This is a genomic window from Ralstonia pickettii, from assembly GCF_001699815.1.
Taxonomy (GTDB): Bacteria; Pseudomonadota; Gammaproteobacteria; order Burkholderiales; family Burkholderiaceae; genus Ralstonia; species Ralstonia thomasii.
The window spans coordinates 145,752-166,170 of record NZ_MCGB01000025.1; the positions used below are offsets into that span (position 1 = coordinate 145,752).

A 20,419-nucleotide genomic window follows, 5' to 3' on the forward strand; every position below is an offset into this window, starting at 1 on the left:
CCGTTCGAAGTGGGGCGCTTGCCCAGCGCGGTGACGGATCATGCGCTGGATGGCTTCATCTTCGGCGCCACCGTGGATGGTGTCGATTACGCGTCAGGTAATCGCCGCGTCCATGCCCGGAGAAACGAGAGGAGGCGCGTTACTTGGATAACAACCGCATCGCCGATTCCAACCCGGCAATCGTCACCGGATACATCCGCGTCTTAACGATCTGATTGATGACCGAGATGGACTGGCGGTACTCCCACAGGCCCTCCGGCTCGGGGTTGAGCCAGACGAACTTCGGGAACTGTTCGATCAGGCGCTTGAGCCACGTGGCGCCCGCTTCGGCGTTGTTGTATTCGACCGAGCCGCCCGCCTGCAGGATTTCGTACGGGCTCATGGTCGCATCGCCCACGAAGATCAGTTTGTAGTCGGGCGGGTATTTGCGGATAACGTCCCAGGTGGAGAACCGCTCCGCATGACGGCGGCGGTTGTTCTTCCACAGCCATTCGTAGACGCAGTTGTGGAAGTAGTAATACTCGAGGTGCTTGAACTCGGTTTTGGCGGCGGAGAAGAGTTCTTCCACGCGCTTGATGTGGTCGTCCATCGAGCCGCCCACATCCATCAGCATCAGCACCTTGACGTTGTTGTGCCGCTCGGGGCGCATCTTGATGTCGAGCAGGCCGGCATTGGCGGCGGTGGAGTGGATGGTGTCGTCCAGGTCCAGCTCGATATCGGCCCCATCGCGCGCGAACTTGCGCAGGCGGCGCAGCGCCACCTTGATGTTGCGTGTGCCGAGTTCAACGGTGTCGTCGTAGTCCTTGTACGCGCGCGCTTCCCATACCTTGACCGCAGTGCGGTTGCCCTTCGATGGCCCTCCGATGCGGATGCCTTCCGGGTTGTAGCCGCCGTGCCCGAACGGCGACGTGCCACCCGTGCCGATCCACTTGTTGCCGCCTTCGTGGCCCTCGTGCTGCTCGTTCAGCAGTTCTTTCAGCCGCTCCATCAGCTTGTCGAGGCCGCCCATGGCCTCGATCTTGGCCTTCTCCTCGTGCGACAGTTCGCGCTCCAGCTTCTTGGTGAGCCAATCCAGCGGAATGTCCGCGCGCCAATCGACCGCGCCTTCCACGCCCTTGAAGTAGGCGCCGAACGCTTGGTCAAACTTGTCGAAGTGCTTCTCGTCCTTCACCAGCGTCATGCGCGCGAGGAAGTAGAACTCGTCGAGCGACGGCGCGATGACCTGCTGCTTGAGCCCTTCAAGCAGCGTCAGGTATTCCTTGACCGAGACCGGCAACTTGGCGTGCCGCAGGGTGAAGAAGAAGTCGATCAGCATGGTGTCCTTCGGCGCTCAGATGGAGGGCCGCTCCAGCTTGTATTGCAGATGGCGTTTCACGGTCAGCCATTCCGATTCGATGATCGAGAACACGACCGTGTCGCGGAAGCTGCCGTCCGGCATGCGCTGGTGATTGCGCAGCACGCCGTCCTGCTTGGCGCCGAGGCGGGCGATGGCGGCTCGGCTCTGGTGGTTCATCCAGTGCGTGCGGAATTCCACGGCAATGCAGTGCAGGGTTTCGAATGCATGCGTGAGCAGCAGCAACTTGCATTCGGTGTTGACGGCCGTGCGCTGTACCGATTTGGCGTACCACGTGTGGCCGATTTCGAGCCGGCGGTTGGCTTCGTCCACGTTGAAGAGGCGCGTGGCACCGACCACCTTGCCCGGCTGCCCATCGTGCATCTCTCGCACGACGAACGGCATGGCGCCCAGGCGTTCGCGCATGTCGAGGGCAATGGCCAGCCACTCGCCGGTCTTGTCTGGCGAGGGCACCGAGGTGTACCAGAGCTTCCACAGCTCGCCATCGGCGGCCGCGGCGCGCACCTCGTCCTCGTGCTCTGGGCCGAGCGGCTCCAGCCAGGCGTGCGGGCCGGACAGCGTGACGGGCTCGATCAGGCGCGGCATGGTGTGGGCTGGCTCAGCGGTTGGCGCGGTTCATGAACACCAGGCGCTCGAACAGGTGCACGTCCTGTTCGTTCTTGAGCAACGCCCCGTGCAGCGGCGGAATCGCAGCGTTCTTGTCTTGGCTGCGCAGCGATTCCGGCGGAATGTCTTCCGCCAGCAGCAGCTTGAGCCAGTCGATCAGCTCCGACGTCGACGGCTTTTTCTTCAGCCCCGGCAGGTTGCGCATCTCGTAGAACGCATCCAGCGCGGCCCTGACCAGCGCCGGCTTGATGCCCGGATAGTGCACATCGACGATGGCTTGCATCGTCTCGGCATCCGGAAACTTGATGTAGTGGAAGAAGCAGCGGCGCAGGAACGCGTCGGGCAATTCCTTCTCGTTGTTCGACGTGATGATCACCAGCGGGCGGTGCTTGGCGCGGATGGTTTCGCGCGTTTCGTACACGTAGAACTCCATGCGATCCAGTTCGCGAAGCAGATCGTTGGGGAATTCGATGTCGGCCTTGTCGATTTCGTCGATCAGCAGCACGACCGGCTCGTCCGCCTCGAAGGCCTGCCAGAGCACGCCCTTGACGATGTAGTTGCGGATGTCGTGGACCCGGTTGCTGCTTTCCTGGTCGCCCAGCTGCGAGTCGCGCAGGCGCGAGACGGCGTCGTATTCGTACAGGCCCTGCTGCGCCTTGGTGGTCGACTTCACGTGCCACTGCAGCAGCGGCATGCCCAGCGCGGCGGCCACTTCCTCAGCCAGCATGGTCTTGCCCGTGCCCGGCTCGCCCTTGATGAGCAGCGGGCGCTGGAGCGTCATCGACGCGTTGACGGCAAGCTTGAGGTCATCGGTGGCGACGTACTGGTCCGAGCCTTCGAAGCGTGAGCGCTGGTTGGATGGGGCAGGCGAGGTGGTGGTGTTCATCGTGCAAGCCTACTGAGCGGTAAAAGATTTGGAAAAGGCCAGTATAAGAGCATTTGGGCGTTTGACGCCGGGCGGCAGCGGGGCGGATGCGTCGTGCCATTCCTTGCTGTCAAGTCACGGGAGCCCTAACTGGACTGGCAAAAAAGCGGTGCGGTACAATGCGCCGGTTTGACGCACCTCAAATGACCGTCTTCTGGCTTGTTGCCAACGGCGGGTGAATGCGCCCAGCGAGACAGCCGGCTGAGACGAGCCAAGCCGGCAGGGCGAGCAGGATTCTGAAACTCCACGCTTAAGAACGAGATGAAAAAGATCCTCACCATGGTGGCCGCCTTGGGCACATTAGGCGCACTGTCCGCCGCAGCCAACAGCGCCGCCGCTGCCGACGTTCAGGGCAACGCGGCCGCCGCCGAGAACAAGGTCGCCATGTGTATCGGCTGCCATGCCATCCCCGACTACAAGACGTCGTTCCCCGAGGTGTATCGCGTGCCCTATCTGGGCGGCCAGAACGCCAAATACATTGAAAGCGCGCTGCATGCGTATCAAAAGGGTGACCGCAAGCACCCGACGATGCGTGCTATCGCCGGGTCGCTGACTGACCAGGACATCGCCAACCTGGCCGCCTATTACGCGGCGCAGACGCCGGCCACCCAAAACAATCCGCAGAAGTGACGAGGAACAATATGAAGAAGATCTCCCTCGCAATCTCGTTCAATCTGGGCGCGCTGATGCTGGCTGCCACCGTGTCGGCGCAAGCTGCCGATATTGAAAAGGGCAAGCAACTGGTGGAGAAGGGCGCTTGCGTGGCCTGCCATGGCGCCGGCCTGAACGCGCCGATCTCGCCGGACTATCCGAAGCTCGCCGGCCAGCACGGCGACTATATCTATCACGCGCTGCTGGCCTATCAGACCAGCAACAACCCGCTGGTGGGCCGCAGCAACGCCATCATGGCGGGCCAGGTCAACAGCAACCCTGCCACGATCGGTGCCGACGGTAAGCCGCGTCCCTTCACGCAGGCTGAGCTGAAGGATATTGCCGCGTACATCGAATCGCTGCCGGGCTCGCTGGTGCTGAAGAAGTGATGCGGCATCGCCGGTCAAAAAAAAACCGCTCTTCGGAGCGGTTTTTTGTTGGCGTTCGAGCATCAGATTCAGCGGGCAGTTGCGCGCTTGCGCACGCATTCGATATAGGCGTCGCCGTCGGGCGGCAGGCCGGTGCGCTGCGCCGTCCACAGCATCTGGCCCAGGCATTCCATCACCTGATGGTGCGCTTCGTGCGGCGAGTCGAGCCGCTGGGCCAGCGCTTCATACGCAGCGCGAATGCCGCGCGGCTGATCCACGGACACCTGCTCGCTGATCGACAGGTGCATCGACAGGTGCAGGAACGGGTTGCTCTGGCCGCTTTCCGGCGTGTAGTCGCGGGCGAGCGCTTCTTCGCCGGCTTCCAGGGTGTCGTGGTATTCGGGATGCTGCAGCATCCAGTCGAGCGCCATGGCTTCGAGCGGCGTGAGGATTTCTGCTTGGCGGTGCTTGCGCCACGCGCCGCAGAAGAATTGACGGACTTCGTCGCGGGAGGGATTGAACATGATTTCGCCATTGTACCGGCGCGCCTTCATGCCTGCCGGGCCGCTTGGCGAGACGGCAACGCTACAATGGCCGCCCCGCACCCGCAGACGGCGACACCAAACAAAAACGCCGCACGCCATGAGACAAGCCGCCGATTCCTCCCTCGCCGCACGCGCCGCCGACAAGCTCCTCGGCGTGATGCTGATCGCCGTGTCCGCCGCATCCTTCGGCGCGATGGCCATCTTCACGCATTACGCCTATGCGAGCGGCGCCAATGTGGTCGGTCTGCTGATCGTGCGCTTTGTGATCGCGGCCGCCTCGCTGATGGCTGTGATGCGTGTTCGTCGCATCGGCATCCCGCCGTGGTCGCGCGTGGTGGGGCTGGCGGCCATGGGCGGCATTGGCTATGCAGGGCAGTCGTTCGCGTTTTTTACGGCGCTGAACTACGCGCCGGCCAGCCTGGTGGCGTTGCTGCTGTATCTGTATCCGATGTTCGTGACGGTGCTGGCGGCGATTTTCCTGCGCGAGCGGCTGACCACCACGGCGATCATCGCGCTGGTGCTGTGCTCGGTCGGGGCGGGGCTGACGGTGGGCGGCGCGGGCCTGTCGGGCGGCAGCCTGCTCGGCATTGGGCTGGGGGTGGCCTCCGCAGTGATTTACTCGATCTACATCACGGTCGGTGCACGGGTCACGCGCGGGCTGGATCCATTGGCGTGCACGACCGTCATCTGTACCGCTGCGGCCGTGGTGTACACGGGGATGGCGTTGCTCGGCGCGCCTGCGCATCTGCCCGGCTCGTTCAGCGGCTGGGCAGCGGCGCTGGCCATCGCAGGCTTGTCGACAGTGGTGGCGATCCTGACGTTCTTTGCCGGCTTGCAGAAGTTGGGGGCCGCGCAGGCGTCGATGCTGTCTACGCTGGAGCCGGTGGTGACGGTGCTCTTGGCCGCATTGCTGCTCGGCGAGTCGATCGCGCCCATGCAGATGGCTGGCGGCGCGTTGATCCTGGCGGGCGTGCTGTGGCTCACGCGTGCGGATGCCAAACCCACTGGCCACACTGCGGATGACATGGCCTGAAGCCGGGTCCTCACGCGCAACAAAAAACCGCCCAGCGTGAACTGGGCGGTTTTGCTTTCTGCCTTGAGGCGATTACTTCTTCGGGCCGCTCGGCAGGCGTTGCAGGCTCTGCACCCGCATCAGGGCCGGACGATCGGCCATCACGCCATCGTAGAACGAAGCCAGATCACCCTTGAACGCGGTGCGCGACGCATCGTTCAGATAGATCATGTGGCCCGACGGGTAATTCTTGATCGTCAGGTTTTTCGCCTTGAGCGTCGGATCAAGCGGCATTTGCGCCAGCGTCAGCTCGGTCTGGTGGAACGGCGTGACGGCGTCGAAATAGCCGCTGGCCTGCAGCACCTTCAGGTCGGGGTTCAGGCTCATCGTCGAGGCGAGATCGCCGGCGGTGTACAGCGTGTTGCCGCCGCCCTTGTTGGCGCCCGTCGGGTCGACGTGGCTGAAATCCCAGTTGTTGAACACGGCGTCGTTCAGGTCCACGAACGAGGAGGTCGACGTGTACTTGAGCTGGGTGTTCAGGTAGCTGTTCCAAAGCACCGTGTACGCGCCCCCGATATTCGAGATCGACGGATCGTTGCTGCCCGAGTTCGGCAAGATGAACGGCGCGATGCCCTGGCCCGTGTAGTTGGCGCGGCCGTCATACTGGCCGATCTGGATGCCCGGGTTGAGCGTCAGGAAGAACGTGTACGGCGGGTTGTTGTTCTGCGACGGCACGTTGCCCAGCGCCGCCGGGTTGCCGAACGTCTGGATCAGCGAGACCGGATCGGTGCCGATGTACGAGCCCATCGTCTGCGCCGTCGCCAGGTTCAGGTTCAGGCGCACGTTGACGAACCCGCCATCTGCGGCGCTCGGCGCTTGTGCCAGCGGGGCGAGCGTGTTGTCGGCGTAGTTGCGGGCCTGGACCATGTAGCCGTCGAGGTCGGTCGGTGCCGGGTTGAGCGTCGTCTTCTTCCAGTAGAACGCGTCGGCGGCCAGCGTCGGGAAGGTGCCGACGGCCGAGAGTGCATTCGCGTAGTCGAGGATCGACGATTGCAGCGTGATCCCGTTCAGCTCGATACCGTCTTCATGCAGCACCCACGACAGCACCGCACTGCGCGCCGTGCCATACGACTCGCCGTACAGGAACTTGGGTGAGTTCCAGCGCGAGTTCTTGGTCAGGTAGCGCTGGATGAAGCGGTCGATGGAGCGGGCGTCCTGGTCGGTGCCCCAGAAGTCCTTGTTCTTGGCCGGTGCAATGGCGGCCGAATATCCGGTGCCTACCGGGTTGATGAACACGAGATCGGAGCGGTCGAGCAGGCTGTCCGGGTTGTCGGGCAGCTTGTACGGCGCCGGGGGCGTGAAGTTCGGGAACGACGACTGCAGCCGCTTCGGCCCGAACGAGCCCAGCAGCAGGAACACCGACGACGAGCCCGGGCCGCCGTTATAGAAGAACGTCACCGGACGCGGCTTCGATGGATCGGGATTGTCCTGCGTGTAGGCCACGTAGAACATCGTCGCGTTGGATCGCGAGGTGACCGGGTCGATGGTGGTCAGGTGGCCGGCGGTGGCTGTGTAGGCGATGCTCTTGCCGCCGATCGTCACCGTGTGATGCGTGACGGCCGCGCTTTCGCCCGGATCGGCGGCAAGCGCGTCGTTGGGCCCGGTGCCGTAGACGTTCGGGTCGACGTAAGGCTGGTCGGGCGGCACGGCGGCCGTTACCGGCTGCGTGGTGGCGTTGCCGGCGTTGGTGGCTACGCCGCTGGGATTGGCCGTGGCGGAAGAGTCTCCGCCGCCGCAACCCGCCAGCAGCACCGCGGACAGCGCTGCGGCCGCAAACGATACACCGAAGGTCCGGGACAATCCTGCAAAATCACTGGTCGATAACCTGGATTTTTTCATGGCGATAATGGCCTTCTTCAGGGTGACGAACACCTTCACTTAAAACGTGTGGTTTTAAGTGGGCTCCATATTCGATTTGCGTTTTGTCATTTCTATACGACGCGAAACGAATATTCTGATTTCCCGCCTTGTTTGCGGAAATTAATGCAATCGGTTTTTGTTTGGCAAAAGAAGCCCCCGAAATCCGATCGGATTTCAAAAATAGAACAGCTCTGGAGTCAAGCCCGCAGATGATTTGCGCAAAGTCTGCAACGGTCCGTGCAAAAGCGTCGGGATGAATGCGGTTACGCGCCTGATTTAACTCGGGCGCGAATCCGATACGTCCAACTCTGCGGGTAATGCAATGACGAACGAAAAAGTAGTTCGTAAGCAAACCGTTGTAAACGGCTGTTTTTTATCGTACGCGATGCACTGTAAAAATGACCTTGTTGATGCAGGCGCATCGCGGCAATTGCGATTAAATACAAAGAGGGCATGCCGTTTTTTCTAAAGCCACGGGACTGCCGATGGAGGGCGGGGGTGCTCATCGGGGGGGCAGGTGTCCGGCGCATGCGGATACGGCGCATTACAATGCGGTCCTCAACTTTTTCCGGAGCACCCTGCAATGCCGATGCTTGAACCGTCCGCGCTGGACCAACTGTTCCACGCAGCCCGTACGCATAACGTGTGGCTGGACAAGCCGGTCGATGACGAACTGCTGCACACGTTGTACGACACCGTGAAGTACGGTCCGACCGCAGCCAACAGCACGCCGGCCCGCTTCGTGTTCGTCAAGAGCGCCGCCGCCAAGGAGCGCCTGATTCCGTGCATGTCGGCCGGCAATCAGGAAAAGACCCGCCAGGCACCCGTGGCCGTGATCGTTGCGTACGACACGCAATTCCACGAGCAACTGCCCAAGTTGTTCCCGCACACCGATGCGCGTTCGTGGTACGCCGGCGACCAAGCCAAGATCAATGCCGCCGCGCTGATGAACGGCTCGCTGCAGGGCGGCTATCTGGTGCTCGCCGCCCGCGCGCTCGGCCTGGACTGCGGCCCAATGGCCGGCTTCGATGCCAACAAGGTGAACGAGACGTTCTTCCCCGATGGCCAGTGGAAGGTCAACTTCATCATGAACATCGGCTACGGCGACGCCGAGAAGCTGCACCCGCGCAACCCGCGCCTGTCGTTTGAAGAGGCGTGCAAGATCGTTTGATCGACGGTCGGTCGCGCAAAGAAAACGGGGACTCGCATCAGACGGCGCAGTCCCCGTTTTTTATTCCTTCGGCGCTGGCGTCTTCGGCCTGAATTCACACAGCGGCTCGATGGCGCAATGCCAACACTCGGGTTTGCGCGCCTTGCACACATAGCGTCCATGCAGGATCAACCAGTGGTGCGCGTCCTGCCGAAACGCTTCCGGCACCACCTTCAGCAGCTTCAGCTCGACCTCAAGGACGTTCTTGCCCGGCGCCAGCCCGGTGCGATTGGCCACGCGAAAGATGTGCGTGTCCACCGCGATCGTCGGCTCACCGAAGGCCGTGTTCATCACCACGTTGGCTGTCTTGCGGCCCACACCGGGCAACTCTTCTAGCGCAGCGCGCTCACGCGGCACTTCACCGCCGTACTGGTCGAGCAGGATGCGGCACGTCTGCAGGATGTGCTTGCACTTGGTGCGATACAGCCCGATGGTCTTGATGTATTCGGTGATGCCTTCCTCGCCCAGCGCCAGCAGCTTGGCAGGCGTGTTGGCCACCGGAAACAGCTTGCGCGTCGCCTTGTTCACGCCCACGTCGGTCGCCTGTGCGGACAGCAGCACTGCGATCAGTAGCTCGAACGGCGTGGTGTATTCCAGCTCGGTGGTCGGCGTCGGGTTGTTTTCGCGCAGTGTCTCGAAGATGGCGTGGCGCTTGGCGGAATTCATCGTCGGGGCAGGGGTCAGGGTTTTTCTGCGTCGGGTTTGGCGCTGTGTTCGATCTGGCTGGCGATGCGCTTGCGGCGGGCTTCAGCCTCGTCAATCTGGGCTTGCACATCCGCCGATACGTCGGTCACGTTGCGCGGGCCTTGCCCGCGCGCAGCCATCTCGGCCTGCTTCTGGCGCGCCCGTTCAATGGCCGCTTGGATGATCGCCTTCTTGCGCGCCTGCGCGGCAAGCTCAGCCTCATCGGCCGGTTGTTCAGCGCTGAGGGCAGCGAGTTTGGCCGCTGCCTTGGCGGCGAGGCGCGCTTCGTTCTCGGCTTGTTCGCGCTTGAGGCGCGCGTTGCGGAAGACGTAGCGGTCCCGCGCGACATCGGCCTGTTGCTGGCTCCAGGCATCCCAGCCCGTGCGTTCGCCGGTGATGGGGATCATGTCGATGCAATCGACAGGGCAGGGGGGCACGCAGAGGTCGCAACCGGTGCACCAGTCCTCCAGCACCGTGTGCATCGCCTTGGGCGCGCCCACGATGGCGTCGACCGGGCACGCCTGAATGCACAGCGTGCAACCGATGCAGCGTTCCGGGTCGATGACGGCGATGGCGCGAGGCTGTTCTATGCCGTTGGAAGGGTCCAGCGGGAGCAGGTCACCCGTGCAGCCAAGTGCGTCGGACAGCCGGCGAATGCCTTCCGCGCCGCCGGGTGGGCAGCGGTTGGGTAGCGCCTCGCCGCTGGCCATGGCTTCACCGTAGGGGCGGCAGCCGTTGTAGCCGCACTTGGTGCATTGCGTTTGCGGCAAGAGGTTTTCGAGCCGGTCGGCCAAGGATGCGGCCACTGCGGGGACCAAGGAAACCACGATGGGACTTGTCGTTTGAATAGTCTGTCATTATCGCCGATTTGGCCCCCGCGCAAGGCGTGCATGCCCTGACATCGCATACGGCGGGCATGTCTTGACCGTATGACATAATTCCTGCGTTCTAAACGGACCGACGTGCCATGCCGTCTCACCCAGCCGCGCCACTCGCCGACATCGAAGCCGATGCTCACGGCGGATCCGCCGCACCCCGCACGCGTCGCGACCCCGCCGGTACGCGCCGACGCATCCTTGCTGCTGCGATCGAAGAGTTTGCGCGCGGTGGGTTTGCAGGCGCGCGCGTTGACGCCATCGCCCGTCGCGCCGAGACCAACGAGCGCATGCTGTATTACTACTACGGCAGCAAGGAAAAACTCTTCCTGACCGTGCTCGAGCACATGTATTTCCGCTTCAAAGAGGCGGAAGAGCAGGTACAGATCGAGTCGTCGGACCCGCGTGAGGCGGTCATCCAGCTTGCGCGGTTCGTCTGGGATTTCTATTACGAGAACCCCGAGTTCATCCGTTTGCTCAACAGCGAAAACCTGCATGAGGCGCGGCATCTGAAGACGTCGCCACACCTCGTCGAGCTGGTCAACCCGGTCATCGAGGTGCTGCGCGGCGTGGTGGAGCGCGGCCAGCGCAGCGGCATCTTTCGTGACGACATCGATGTGTCGCGCCTGTACCTCACGATTTCGGCGCTCGGCTATTACGTGCTGTCCAACCGCTACACGATCAGTGCCGTGGTGGGCCGCGACATTGCCTCGGCCGACGAGCACGAGGCGTTCGCACAGCTGCATATCAAGATGCTGCTGGCGTATCTGGAGCGGCCCAAGGGCTGATCGGCCGAAGCGCCATCGCACAACAAAAAAGCCTCGCGGTTGCGAGGCTTTTTCTTGGGGGCTTCAGGGTCAGGCGACAGCCTTGATACGAGGAGCATTCTCGTCATAGCGGCGGATGAAATCACGCAACTGCGGATATACCTGCTCGCGCCAGCGGCGACCCGAGAAGATGCCGTAGTGGCCGCACTTGGGCGCCGTCAGGTGCTGCTTGCGCGCGTTCGGGATGCCGGTGCACAGGCCATGCGCTGCTTCCGTCTGGCCGCTGCCGGAGATGTCGTCCAGTTCGCCTTCGATGGTGAAGAGCGCGGTGCTCTTGATGTCCTGCGGACGCACCGGCTTGCCTTCTACCACCCACGTGCCGTTGGCCAGGTGGAACTCCTGAAATACGTCGCGGATGGTCTCCAGGTAATACTCGGCGGCCATGTCCAGCACGGCGTTGTACTCGTCGTAGAAGCGCACGTGGGCCTCAGCGTCTTCCGTGTCACCCTCGATCAGGTTCAGGTAGTAATCGTAGTGCGATGACAGGTGGCGGTCCGGGTTCATGGCTACGAAGCCGGCGTGCTGCAGGAAGCCCGGATACACCTTGCGGCCATGACCCGGATAGTTGGCCGGCACCGTGTAGATCACGTTGTTCTCGAACCAGCTGTGCGCCTTGTTGGTCGCCAGCGAGTTGACGGCGGTCGGGCTCTTGCGGGCGTCGATCGGGCCGCCCATCATGGTCATCGTGCGCGGCGTCTTCTCGCCGTCCGAGGCCATCAACGAGATGGCGGCCAGCACGGGCACGGTCGGCTGGCACACCGAGATCACGTGCAGCTTGTCGGCGCCAATGTGGTTGATGAACTCGCGGATGTAGTTGATGTAGTCCGACAGGTGGAAGGCGCCTTCCTCGGTCGGCACCATGCGAGCGTCGATCCAGTCGGTCACGTACACCTTGTGATCCTGCAACAGCGTGCGCACGGTGTCGCGCAGCAGCGTGGAGTGGTGGCCCGAAAGCGGCGCACACACCAGCACGATCGGTTCATCCTTGAGCAGCTTGATGGTCTCGGCGTCGTCGGCGTAGCGCTTGAAGCGGATCAGGCGGCAGAACGGCTTCTCGACGATGGTCTGCTCGACGATGGGAATGTCCCGGCCGTTGGATTTGACGGAGCGGATGCCGAATTCTGGCTTCTCGTACTCCTTGCCCAGGCGGTACAGCAGCTCGTAGCCCGCAGCGTAGCGTTGTGCGCCGGGCATCAGAGACAGCGGACTCAGTGGGTTGGTGAAGGTCTTGGCAGTCGCTTGGGCCCAAGCTGTCATGGGGCTGAGCAGGGCGCGCTGGAATTCGTGAAGCTGGTAAAGCATGGCTGGACCGGTCTGTGGTGGCGAGGGCGACGCGAACGATTATGCACCTGAGTGCACGGTACTGCGATGCAGCATAAACCCTGATAACAGAGTGTTGCACCGCTTCTATGATGCGCCCGTGTCAGTCTATTCCGATGCAGCAAAAAAGCGGCCGAAGCCGCTTTTCTTTTTGCAATTGCACCTAAGGCGTGATGCCTACAGCACCTTTACAGAACATCAGCGATGGCATTCACCACGGCATCGATGTTGTGCGTGTTCAGCGCGGCCACGCAGATGCGGCCGGTCGACACGGCGTAGATGCCGTGCTCGGTGCGCAGGCGATCCACTTGCGCGGAGGTCAGGCCCGAGTACGAGAACATGCCGCGCTGGGCCTTCACGAACGAGAAATCGGTCTTCACGCCCTTTGCGGCCAGCTTGTCGACCAGCGCGTTGCGCATCGACTTGATGCGATCGCGCATTTCGCCCAGCTCCTGCTCCCACATCGCGCGCAGCTCGGGGCTCGTCAGCACGCTGGCGACGATCGTGCCGCCATGCGTCGGCGGGTTCGAGTAGTTCGTGCGGATCACGCGCTTGACTTGCGACAGCACGCGGGCGGATTCGTCCTTGCTGGTCGTCACGATCGACAGCGCGCCGACGCGCTCGCCGTAGAGCGAGAACGACTTCGAGAACGAGCTGGAGACGAAGAACGGCAGGCCCGATTCAGCAAACAGGCGCACAGCCAGGCCGTCTTGCTGGATGCCGTCGGCGAAGCCTTGGTAAGCCATGTCGAGGAACGGGATCAGGTTCTTGGCCTTGATGACTTCCACGACCTGCTTCCACTGCTCGGTGGTCATGTCCACGCCGGTCGGGTTGTGGCAGCAGGCGTGCAGCACGACGATCGTGTTCGGCGCGTAGCCGTTCAGCGAATCCAGCATGCCGGCGAAGTTCAGGCCGTGCGACGGGGCATCGTAGTACGCGTAGTTGACCACTTCGAAACCGGCGGATTCGAACAGCGCGCGGTGGTTTTCCCAGCTCGGGTCGGAAATCGCGACTTTGGCGTTCGGGTACAGGCGCTTGAGGAAGTCGGCGCCGATCTTCAGTGCGCCGGTGCCGCCCAGGGCTTGCGCGGTGACCACGCGGCCTTCGGTGATGAGCGGCGATTCCGCGCCGAACAGCAGCTTCTGCACGGCCTGGTCGTAGGCGGCAATGCCTTCGATCGGCAGGTAGCCACGCGGGGCAGCGGCAGCCAGGCGGGCCTTTTCGGCTTCCTGCACGGCGCGCAGCACCGGAATTTTCCCTTCGTCGGTGAAGTACACGCCCACGCCCAGATTCACTTTGGTGCTGCGGGTATCGGCGTTGAAAGCTTCATTCAGGCCCAGGATGGGGTCGCGCGGGGCCAGTTCGACGGCGGAGAAAAGCGACATGAGATGTCTCGATCGGTTGGTTCGGGATTCGGTGGGATCTTGCAGGCGGTGCGGCGCGGACTCCGGGGCGGCTCGCCCGGCGCCAGATGTACAACGAGGCGCGCACGAGAAGGGATTGTACCGAATACAGGCTCTAATCGCCCGAAAAATCCTTGCAGAACAGGCGCCTAAAGTGCTCTGGCGTCCGGTACAGATGTGCCGACCGGGACGTCCAAACGATTGCCGAGGGCGCGCGCTACACTACACGATTGGTTGCAATTGCCGCTGCCGCCCTCATTTGCTGAGGACGTGCGAGTCACTTTGTCGACTTCCCGCGCTGCCATCCCACCCGCCGCCATGACCGATCTGAGCCAAGTCCCCAGCCCGCACGACGAGTCGAAGTTCGTGACTTTCGAGGGCTCGCCGTTCCAGTTGTACCAGCCGTATCCGCCGGCCGGCGACCAGCCGGAGGCCATCCGCCAGCTCGTCGAGAACATTGGCGACGGCCTGTCGTACCAGACCCTCCTGGGTGTGACGGGCTCGGGCAAGACATTCACCATGGCCAATGTGATCGCGCAGGTGGGTCGGCCGGCCATCGTCTTTGCGCCCAACAAGACGCTGGCGGCGCAGCTGTATTCCGAGTTCCGGGAGTTCTTCCCGCGCAATGCGGTCGAATACTTCGTCTCGTACTACGACTACTACCAGCCTGAGGCCTACGTGCCGCAGCGCGACCTCTTCATCGAGAAGGATTCGTCGATCAACGAGCACATCGAGCAGATGCGGCTCTCCGCCACCAAGAGCCTGCTGGAGCGCCGCGATGTGGTGATCGTGGCCACCGTCTCGGCCATCTACGGTATCGGCAATCCGAGCGAATACCACCAGATGATCTTGACGCTGCGCGCGGGGGACAAGGTCAGCCAGCGCGACGTGATCGCGCGCCTGATCGCCATGCAATACACACGCAACGAGACGGATTTCCAGCGCGGCACCTTCCGCGTGCGCGGCGACACGGTCGACATCTTCCCCGCCGAGCATGCGGAAATGGCGGTGCGCCTGGAGCTGTTCGACGACGAGGTCGAATCGCTGCAGCTGTTCGATCCGCTGACCGGCCGTGTGCGGCAGAAGATTCCGCGCTTTACGGTGTACCCGTCGAGCCACTACGTGACGCCGCGCGAAACCGTGCTGCGCGCCATCGAGACCATCAAGGCTGAACTGCGCGAGCGGCTCGATTTCTTCTACAAGGAAAACAAGCTGGTGGAAGCGCAGCGGTTGGAGCAGCGCACGCGCTTCGATCTGGAGATGCTGCAGGAGCTGGGCTTCTGCAAGGGCATCGAAAATTATTCGCGGCACCTTTCTGGCTCCGCGCCCGGCGAACCGCCGCCGACGCTGGTCGACTATCTGCCGCCCGATGCGCTGATGTTCCTTGATGAATCGCACGTGCTGATCGGCCAGCTCAACGGCATGTACAACGGTGACCGCGCGCGCAAGGAAACGCTGGCCGAATACGGCTTCCGGCTGCCTTCTGCGCTCGACAACCGGCCGCTCAAGTTCGCCGAATTCGAGACCAAGATGCGGCAGGTTACCTTCGTGTCTGCCACGCCGGGGGATTACGAAAAGAAGACCGCGGGCACGGAAGTCGTCGAGCAGGTCGTTCGACCCACGGGCCTCGTCGACCCGATCATCGAGGTGCGCCCCGCCACGACGCAGGTCGACGATCTGCTGTCCGAGATCCATGTGCGTGTCGAGGCCGGCGAGCGCGTGCTGGTGACCACGCTCACCAAGCGCATGGCCGAGCAACTGACCGAGTTCCTGTCGGAGAACGGCGTCAAGGTCCGCTACCTGCATTCGGACATCGATACCGTGGAGCGCGTGGAGATCATCCGTGACCTGCGCCTGGGCACGTTCGACGTGCTGGTTGGCATCAACCTGTTGCGCGAGGGTCTGGATATTCCCGAAGTGTCGCTCGTGGCGATCCTGGATGCGGACAAGGAAGGTTTCCTCCGTGCCGAGCGCTCGCTCATCCAGACCATTGGCCGCGCGGCGCGGAACGTGAACGGCACCGCCATCCTGTATGCCGATCGCATGACCGATTCGATGAAGAAGGCGATTGGCGAGACCGAACGCCGCCGCGCCAAGCAGATCGCCCACAACGAGGCGCATGGCATCACGCCGCGCGGCGTTGTCAAACGCATCAAGGACATCATCGACGGCGTGTACAACGTCGACGATGCGCGCGCGGAACTGAAGGCCGCGCAAGAGGCCGCCAAGTACGAGGACATGAGCGAGAAGCAGGCGTCCAAGGAAATCAAACGCCTGGAAAAACAGATGCTCGACCACGCCAAGAACCTCGAATTCGAAAAGGCGGCGGCGGTGCGCGATCAGCTTGCCAAGCTCAAGTCGCAGCTCTTTGGAGCGAGCGGCGAAGATCACATCGTTCCGGCCGCCTGAACTGCGCGGCCATCTGCGTTGTCGGTGTCCCGCTGCCTTGCCCGAGGCGGGCGGCGGGTGAGTGTCGACACCATTTCAAATCAGGCTCAGGCTCAGGCGCTGCGTGTCGTTTGACTGGGGAACCGGCACGCGCTGCAGCGCTCGACTGCACGCGTTCGCCATCAAGGGAGTTCGATGTTCGATTCTTTGCTCAATCCGTGGCGCAAGTGGCGCGCTTCCCGGCACGCCAGCCATCAACTCGATGCCATCCTGGCGCAGTTCGAGCCCACGCGCAGTCTGGCCGAGCGCAATGAATGGCTGATCGAGCTGGCTTACTGGCTGCGTCGGGCGGACCGGCCAGCGGGGGCTGCGTCGGAGTCCTGGCGTTATGCCCGTCTGCGTTATCTGTTGCAGGTGCTGGAGAACAATCCGGCCCTGGCAGAACGCGTCGGACAGGCATTGCGCAGCATCGTGCAAGACAACGATCCGGTGTCGCTGTTATGCGATACGGGGTTGTCGTCACGCTCGGGTTTCTGGAGCGAGTTGGTCGACCGCTGGCAGGCGCGCTGGCTGCCGCCCGCACCCAATCAGGCGCAACTGGCAACGTTGTTTGCACTGCTGTTCGTGGGCCCGACCGATGCGCAGTGGGTGGGTGGCCTTGACGACGAACTGGTCACGCGCCTCCACGCGCTGTTCCGTGCGGGGATGACCGATGAGGAGCACGCAGCGGGCCAGACACGGTTGGAACGCAGCCTTGGCATCGGCATCCAGATCCTGATCAGCCAGGTGCGTGCGGCGGGTTTGTCGCGCGGTATCCGCAGCCGCATGGACCATGCGGAACTCACCGATTCTCCGTTCTATCTGCTCGCCGATGCGGCCAACGCGATCTTCCTGGAACGGCCCGACACGGCGCTTGCGAGCCCCGAGCGTTTTGTGCAGGAACTCAACTATTTCCGCGCCGTGCTGGATCGATGCCGCGCGGCTACGGCCAGCGTGTATCAGCATCTGGACGAGAACGGCGTCTCGGTGGAGGTCGTGTTTCAGGTCGAACGCATGAAGGCGTGGCTGGGCCGCATCGATCTGCTGCTCTCGGCGTGGGCGGACACGCAGGGCTCTCGCCGCTTCGTGCATATGACGGCCGAGCTGGTGTCGGCCAGCCAGCACCGCCGCAGCGTGGGGTATCTGATCCGCTCCACGTTTGCCGATCTGGCGCGCAAGGTGGTCGAGCGGTCTGCCGAGAGCGGGGAGCACTACATTACGCGCGACGGCAAGGAATACGGCGCGATGGTCAAGGCGGCAGCCGGCGGTGGCGTCATTACGGCGGCCACGGTGTACATCAAGTTCTTCATCACGGGGGCGCATCTGTCGCGTTTTACCGAAGGGCTGTTCGCGTCGATCAACTATGCGGTCAGCTTTCTCGGCATCCATTTCGCCCATTTCACGTTGGCCACCAAACAGCCCGCCATGACGGCGCCCGCGCTGGCGCACCGACTCGACCAGGTCGGGCGCCAGGAAGGGCTGGACCGCTTTGTCGACGACACCGTCGCCATGATCCGCTCCAACGCGGCGGCGATTGCAGGCAACCTGGCGGCCGTGGCGCCGGTGGCTTTCCTGGTGCAGTGGCTCGCCGGGCGTTTCTTCCATACGGATCTGATCTCGGCAGCGAAGGCGATGGCGACCATCGATTCGTTTTCGATCCTTGGGCCGACGCCGCTGTACGCGATCTTCACGGGCGTGTTGCTATGGGCCTCAAGCCTGGCGGCGGGGTGGGCCGACAACTGGTTTGCGCTGCACCGTGTGCATGATGTGATTGCCTACCACCGGCGCTTGCGCTTCATGGTCGGCACGCAGGGCGCGCAGCGCATTGCCAGCTTCTGGAAGCGCAATCTGTCGGGCATCGTCGCCAATGTGTCGCTGGGCTTCATGCTGGGGCTGGGGCCCGAGATCCTGTCGTTCTTCGGACCGCATATGGAAGTGCGTCATGTCACGCTGTCGACGGGTGCGGTGGCAACCGCCGTGGGCGTACTGGGCCCCAGCGTGATGCACACGGCGCCGTTCTGGCTGGCCGTGGCGGGCATTGCGCTGATGGGCGTGCTGAACGTCCTGGTGTCGTTTGCGCTGGCCTTCAACATGGCGATGCGCTCGCGCAACCTGCGCGGCGTCGATCGCAAGCGAGTGACGGGTGCCGTGTGGCGGCGCATCTTGCGGGATCCGCTTTGCCTGCTGGTACCGCGCGCCCCGACCGCGAGCACGCCGCCCGGCACCAGTACGCCGGTCTAGTGGGTGGCAGGCGCGGCAGGCGCACCCAGCTCGCTGCGGAACGGAATGGACGGCTGCGCGCCGAGCCGCGTGACTGACACGGCCGCCGCGGCTTGCCCAAACTCGATGGCTGCATCGGCTGCCGCGTCTTCCGCCAATGCCGCTGCCAGCGCACCCACGAACGTATCGCCAGCGGCAGTGGTATCGATGGCATGCGCGGTGGGCGCCGGCATCAGCAGGCGCGAGTGGGCATCCACGTAGGCAACGCCGTGCGCGCCCAGCGTGACAATCACGTGCCGCGCACCTTGTGCGTGGAGATCGGCAGCGGCATCCAGTGCGGCTTCGGGCGAATCGACTGGCCGGGCCGTCAGCAGCGCGGCTTCGGTTTCGTTCGGGATCAGGTAATCGCAGGCGGCGATCCACGGCGTAGGCAAGGGGCCGATGGCGGGTGCAGGGTTCAGGATGACCGTCTTGCCAAGCCGCTGGCCCAGCTTGAGGGCGCATTCCACCGCATCGGGCGGCGATTCCAACTGACAGACGATGACGCGCGCGCGTTCGAACGCAGCACGCTGGGCTTCGATCATCGTTGGCGTCAGCAACTCGTTGGCGCCGGCCACGATGACGATGGTGTTCTGGCCGCTGTTGGCCACGGTCACGCAGGCGATGCCGGTGGCCACCCCGGCGTGCTCCGACACCATCGATGTGTCCACGCCTTCGCGGCGCAGGCCGTCGCGCAGCGCGGTGCCGTACGCGTCATCACCCACGCAGCCGAGCATGGCGACACGGGCCCCCAGGCGTGCAGCGGCCACTGCCTGGTTGGCGCCCTTGCCGCCCGGGATGGTTTCCAGCGCAGGCGCTGCAACCGTTTGCCCGGGACGCGGCAAGCGGGGCGTGCGGATCACGAGATCCATATTCAGGCTGCCGACGATCAGCACGTCGGCAGCGGGGTGCGCGGAAGAGGCGGAAGGGCGCTTGGCCACCATGGCGGGACTACGTTGAAAGCGTGAAAGGGATGCGGGATCAGGCGGCGCGGGCGGGGCGCTCGGGCTCGGCGGTCGACTCGCGCAAAGACAGGCGCGGCGGCAGCACGATGCGGCGTGCACGCGGCTCTTCCACGGGATGGCGCAAGGCGTTGTCGCCGAGATGCTCGAGCAGCGTCTGCGCGGTGGTCTCGCCCAACTGGCGGATCGATTGGCCGACAGTGGACAGCGCGGGATAGACGTAGCGGCTCAGTTCGATGTCGTCAAAACCCATCACGGACAGCGCCTTCGGCACGGGAATGCCCAGTTCCGCCGCGGCGCGCAGCGCACCGATGCCCATCAGGTCATTGCCGGCAAAGATGGCCGTGGGCATCTCGCCTTCGGTCAGCAGCTGGCGCGCGGCGCGGTAGCCGCCGGGGCTGGTGAAATCGCCTTCGGCAATGCGGGCGGTGGCTTCGGGCACGCCCGCCTCGCGCAGCGCGCGGTGGAAACCGGCCAGGCGCTCCGCCGTCACGCTCAATGCCGAAGGCCCACTGATGCAGGCGATGCGGCGGTGGCCGAGGTCCAGCAGATGCTTGGTCGCCATGTACGCGCCTTCTTCGTGATCGACTTGGACCTGATCGGCCTGGATGCCTTCGGTCGGGCGGTCGACCATCACGATGGGCAGGGCGGATTCACCGAGCGCTTCGACCAACGCCGTGTCTGGCCCGGCGCTGCTGACGATGATGCCGTCAACGCGTTTTTCCATCAGCACGCGCAGGTAGTCGCGCTGCTTGCGGGGGTCGTCGTCGGAGTTGCAGAGGATGACGCTGTAGCCGGCGGCGGCACACACATCTTCAATGCCCCGCGCCAGCTCCGCAAAGTAGGGGTTGGTGGCGGTGGGCACGAGCACGCCGATGGTGCGCGTGGTGCGGTGTTTGAGCGAGCGCGCCACGGCGCTGGGCACATAGCGCGTGGCCCGGATGGCCTCTTCCACGCGCTTGCGCGTCTCGGCGTTGACCGGTCGTGTGTTGTTGATGACGTGCGAGACGGTGGTGAACGAAACTCCGGCCAGTGCGGCCACGTCTTTGATGGTTGCCATGACGATCTCCT

Annotated in this window: 19 protein-coding genes; 7 read left to right on the forward strand and 12 right to left on the reverse strand. The window is 63.6% G+C overall.

From position 1 onward, the window contains the following. Positions 1-139: 139 nt before the first annotated feature. From BEK68_RS03800 to BEK68_RS03810, 3 genes are read right to left on the reverse strand one after another with little or no spacing between them, the layout of a single operon-like run. On the reverse strand, positions 140-1,315 hold the full coding sequence (locus tag BEK68_RS03800) for a vWA domain-containing protein (protein WP_012435193.1): 1,176 nt from the start codon (positions 1,313-1,315) through the stop codon (positions 140-142). Positions 1,316-1,330: 15 nt separating this feature from the next. After that, entirely contained in the window at positions 1,331-1,939 is a 609-nt protein-coding gene (locus tag BEK68_RS03805) for a GNAT family N-acetyltransferase (protein WP_004629031.1), read from the reverse strand. Positions 1,940-1,952: 13 nt separating this feature from the next. Continuing rightward, the gene (locus tag BEK68_RS03810) at positions 1,953-2,846 is read right to left on the reverse strand and encodes an AAA family ATPase (RefSeq protein ID WP_012435194.1); all 894 of its coding nucleotides are present in this window, start codon (positions 2,844-2,846) and stop codon (positions 1,953-1,955) included. Positions 2,847-3,146: 300 nt separating this feature from the next. Here BEK68_RS03810 and BEK68_RS03815 point away from each other — a divergent pair, with 300 nt between their 5' ends. Beyond that, entirely contained in the window at positions 3,147-3,515 is a 369-nt protein-coding gene (locus BEK68_RS03815; RefSeq protein ID WP_012435195.1) for a c-type cytochrome, read from the forward strand. A gap of 11 nt (positions 3,516-3,526) precedes the next feature. Then, complete coding sequence (locus BEK68_RS03820; RefSeq protein WP_012435196.1) at positions 3,527-3,925, forward strand: c-type cytochrome; 399 nt, start codon at positions 3,527-3,529, stop codon at positions 3,923-3,925. A 68-nt stretch (positions 3,926-3,993) separates the two neighbouring features. On the opposite strand, the gene BEK68_RS03825 is transcribed toward BEK68_RS03820, so the two are convergent. Further along, positions 3,994-4,428 (reverse strand): DUF1841 family protein, encoded by a 435-nt coding sequence (locus BEK68_RS03825; protein ID WP_012435197.1) that lies wholly within the window; start codon positions 4,426-4,428, stop codon positions 3,994-3,996. Between the two features lie 118 nt (positions 4,429-4,546). Here BEK68_RS03825 and BEK68_RS03830 point away from each other — a divergent pair, with 118 nt between their 5' ends. Further along, positions 4,547-5,482: a DMT family transporter gene (locus BEK68_RS03830; RefSeq protein ID WP_012435198.1), complete on the forward strand. Its 936-nt coding sequence runs from the start codon at positions 4,547-4,549 to the stop codon at positions 5,480-5,482. 72 nt (positions 5,483-5,554) lie between these two features. Here BEK68_RS03830 and BEK68_RS03835 read toward each other — a convergent pair whose 3' ends face one another. Further along, the gene (locus BEK68_RS03835; protein WP_049768042.1) at positions 5,555-7,360 is read right to left on the reverse strand and encodes a S10 family peptidase; all 1,806 of its coding nucleotides are present in this window, start codon (positions 7,358-7,360) and stop codon (positions 5,555-5,557) included. Further along, complete coding sequence (locus tag BEK68_RS25365; RefSeq protein WP_137910892.1) at positions 7,332-7,733, reverse strand: hypothetical protein; 402 nt, start codon at positions 7,731-7,733, stop codon at positions 7,332-7,334. Before BEK68_RS25365 ends, BEK68_RS03835 begins: the two co-directional genes overlap by 29 nt. Positions 7,734-7,964: 231 nt before the next feature. Between BEK68_RS25365 and BEK68_RS03840 the strand changes: the two genes are divergently transcribed. Further along, positions 7,965-8,552 carry a malonic semialdehyde reductase gene (locus BEK68_RS03840; protein WP_004629012.1) on the forward strand — a complete coding sequence of 196 codons (588 nt, stop codon included), beginning with the start codon at positions 7,965-7,967 and terminating at the stop codon, positions 8,550-8,552. A 60-nt stretch (positions 8,553-8,612) separates the two neighbouring features. Here BEK68_RS03840 and nth read toward each other — a convergent pair whose 3' ends face one another. Together nth and rsxB are read right to left on the reverse strand one after the other, a co-directional pair. Continuing rightward, positions 8,613-9,257, reverse strand: coding sequence for an endonuclease III (nth, locus tag BEK68_RS03845; RefSeq protein ID WP_012435200.1), 645 nt, complete (start codon positions 9,255-9,257; stop codon positions 8,613-8,615). A 14-nt stretch (positions 9,258-9,271) separates the two neighbouring features. After that, the gene (rsxB, locus tag BEK68_RS03850) at positions 9,272-10,102 is read right to left on the reverse strand and encodes an electron transport complex subunit RsxB (protein WP_012435201.1); all 831 of its coding nucleotides are present in this window, start codon (positions 10,100-10,102) and stop codon (positions 9,272-9,274) included. Between the two features lie 140 nt (positions 10,103-10,242). Between rsxB and BEK68_RS03855 the strand changes: the two genes are divergently transcribed. Then, positions 10,243-10,938, forward strand: a complete 696-nt coding sequence (locus tag BEK68_RS03855; RefSeq protein WP_012435202.1) for a TetR/AcrR family transcriptional regulator — start codon at positions 10,243-10,245, stop codon at positions 10,936-10,938. Between the two features lie 69 nt (positions 10,939-11,007). Here the strand turns inward: BEK68_RS03855 and BEK68_RS03860 are convergent, their stop codons facing one another. Both BEK68_RS03860 and BEK68_RS03865 read right to left on the reverse strand, forming a co-directional pair. Next, on the reverse strand, positions 11,008-12,279 hold the full coding sequence (locus BEK68_RS03860; protein WP_004635729.1) for a polyhydroxyalkanoate depolymerase: 1,272 nt from the start codon (positions 12,277-12,279) through the stop codon (positions 11,008-11,010). Between the two features lie 206 nt (positions 12,280-12,485). Further along, the gene (locus BEK68_RS03865) at positions 12,486-13,682 is read right to left on the reverse strand and encodes an amino acid aminotransferase (RefSeq protein WP_012435203.1); all 1,197 of its coding nucleotides are present in this window, start codon (positions 13,680-13,682) and stop codon (positions 12,486-12,488) included. A gap of 336 nt (positions 13,683-14,018) precedes the next feature. On the opposite strand from BEK68_RS03865, the gene uvrB reads away from it, so the two are divergent. After that, the gene (gene uvrB, locus BEK68_RS03870; protein ID WP_004635725.1) at positions 14,019-16,109 is read left to right on the forward strand and encodes an excinuclease ABC subunit UvrB; all 2,091 of its coding nucleotides are present in this window, start codon (positions 14,019-14,021) and stop codon (positions 16,107-16,109) included. Between the two features lie 174 nt (positions 16,110-16,283). Next, positions 16,284-18,368, forward strand: a complete 2,085-nt coding sequence (locus BEK68_RS03875; RefSeq protein WP_012435204.1) for a site-specific recombinase — start codon at positions 16,284-16,286, stop codon at positions 18,366-18,368. Here the strand turns inward: BEK68_RS03875 and rbsK are convergent. Together rbsK and BEK68_RS03885 are read right to left on the reverse strand one after the other, a co-directional pair. Next, complete coding sequence (gene rbsK / locus BEK68_RS03880; protein ID WP_004635721.1) at positions 18,365-19,330, reverse strand: ribokinase; 966 nt, start codon at positions 19,328-19,330, stop codon at positions 18,365-18,367. The genes BEK68_RS03875 and rbsK overlap by 4 nt on opposite strands. 37 nt (positions 19,331-19,367) lie before the next feature. Beyond that, positions 19,368-20,408 (reverse strand): LacI family DNA-binding transcriptional regulator, encoded by a 1,041-nt coding sequence (locus BEK68_RS03885; RefSeq protein WP_004635719.1) that lies wholly within the window; start codon positions 20,406-20,408, stop codon positions 19,368-19,370. Positions 20,409-20,419: the final 11 nt, after the last annotated feature.

Coding starts and splice junctions, on each gene's coding strand:
- BEK68_RS03800 (WP_012435193.1), bottom strand. CDS start 1,315: ATGCTGATCGACTTCTTCTTCACCCTGCGGCACGCCAAGTTGCCGGTC.
- BEK68_RS03805 (WP_004629031.1), bottom strand. CDS start 1,939: ATGCCGCGCCTGATCGAGCCCGTCACGCTGTCCGGCCCGCACGCCTGG.
- BEK68_RS03810 (WP_012435194.1), bottom strand. CDS start 2,846: ATGAACACCACCACCTCGCCTGCCCCATCCAACCAGCGCTCACGCTTC.
- BEK68_RS03815 (WP_012435195.1), top strand. CDS start 3,147: ATGAAAAAGATCCTCACCATGGTGGCCGCCTTGGGCACATTAGGCGCA.
- BEK68_RS03820 (WP_012435196.1), top strand. CDS start 3,527: ATGAAGAAGATCTCCCTCGCAATCTCGTTCAATCTGGGCGCGCTGATG.
- BEK68_RS03825 (WP_012435197.1), bottom strand. CDS start 4,428: ATGTTCAATCCCTCCCGCGACGAAGTCCGTCAATTCTTCTGCGGCGCG.
- BEK68_RS03830 (WP_012435198.1), top strand. CDS start 4,547: ATGAGACAAGCCGCCGATTCCTCCCTCGCCGCACGCGCCGCCGACAAG.
- BEK68_RS03835 (WP_049768042.1), bottom strand. CDS start 7,360: ATGAAAAAATCCAGGTTATCGACCAGTGATTTTGCAGGATTGTCCCGG.
- BEK68_RS03840 (WP_004629012.1), top strand. CDS start 7,965: ATGCCGATGCTTGAACCGTCCGCGCTGGACCAACTGTTCCACGCAGCC.
- nth (WP_012435200.1), bottom strand. CDS start 9,257: ATGAATTCCGCCAAGCGCCACGCCATCTTCGAGACACTGCGCGAAAAC.
- BEK68_RS03855 (WP_012435202.1), top strand. CDS start 10,243: ATGCCGTCTCACCCAGCCGCGCCACTCGCCGACATCGAAGCCGATGCT.
- BEK68_RS03860 (WP_004635729.1), bottom strand. CDS start 12,279: ATGCTTTACCAGCTTCACGAATTCCAGCGCGCCCTGCTCAGCCCCATG.
- BEK68_RS03865 (WP_012435203.1), bottom strand. CDS start 13,682: ATGTCGCTTTTCTCCGCCGTCGAACTGGCCCCGCGCGACCCCATCCTG.
- uvrB (WP_004635725.1), top strand. CDS start 14,019: ATGACCGATCTGAGCCAAGTCCCCAGCCCGCACGACGAGTCGAAGTTC.
- BEK68_RS03875 (WP_012435204.1), top strand. CDS start 16,284: ATGTTCGATTCTTTGCTCAATCCGTGGCGCAAGTGGCGCGCTTCCCGG.
- rbsK (WP_004635721.1), bottom strand. CDS start 19,330: ATGGTGGCCAAGCGCCCTTCCGCCTCTTCCGCGCACCCCGCTGCCGAC.
- BEK68_RS03885 (WP_004635719.1), bottom strand. CDS start 20,408: ATGGCAACCATCAAAGACGTGGCCGCACTGGCCGGAGTTTCGTTCACC.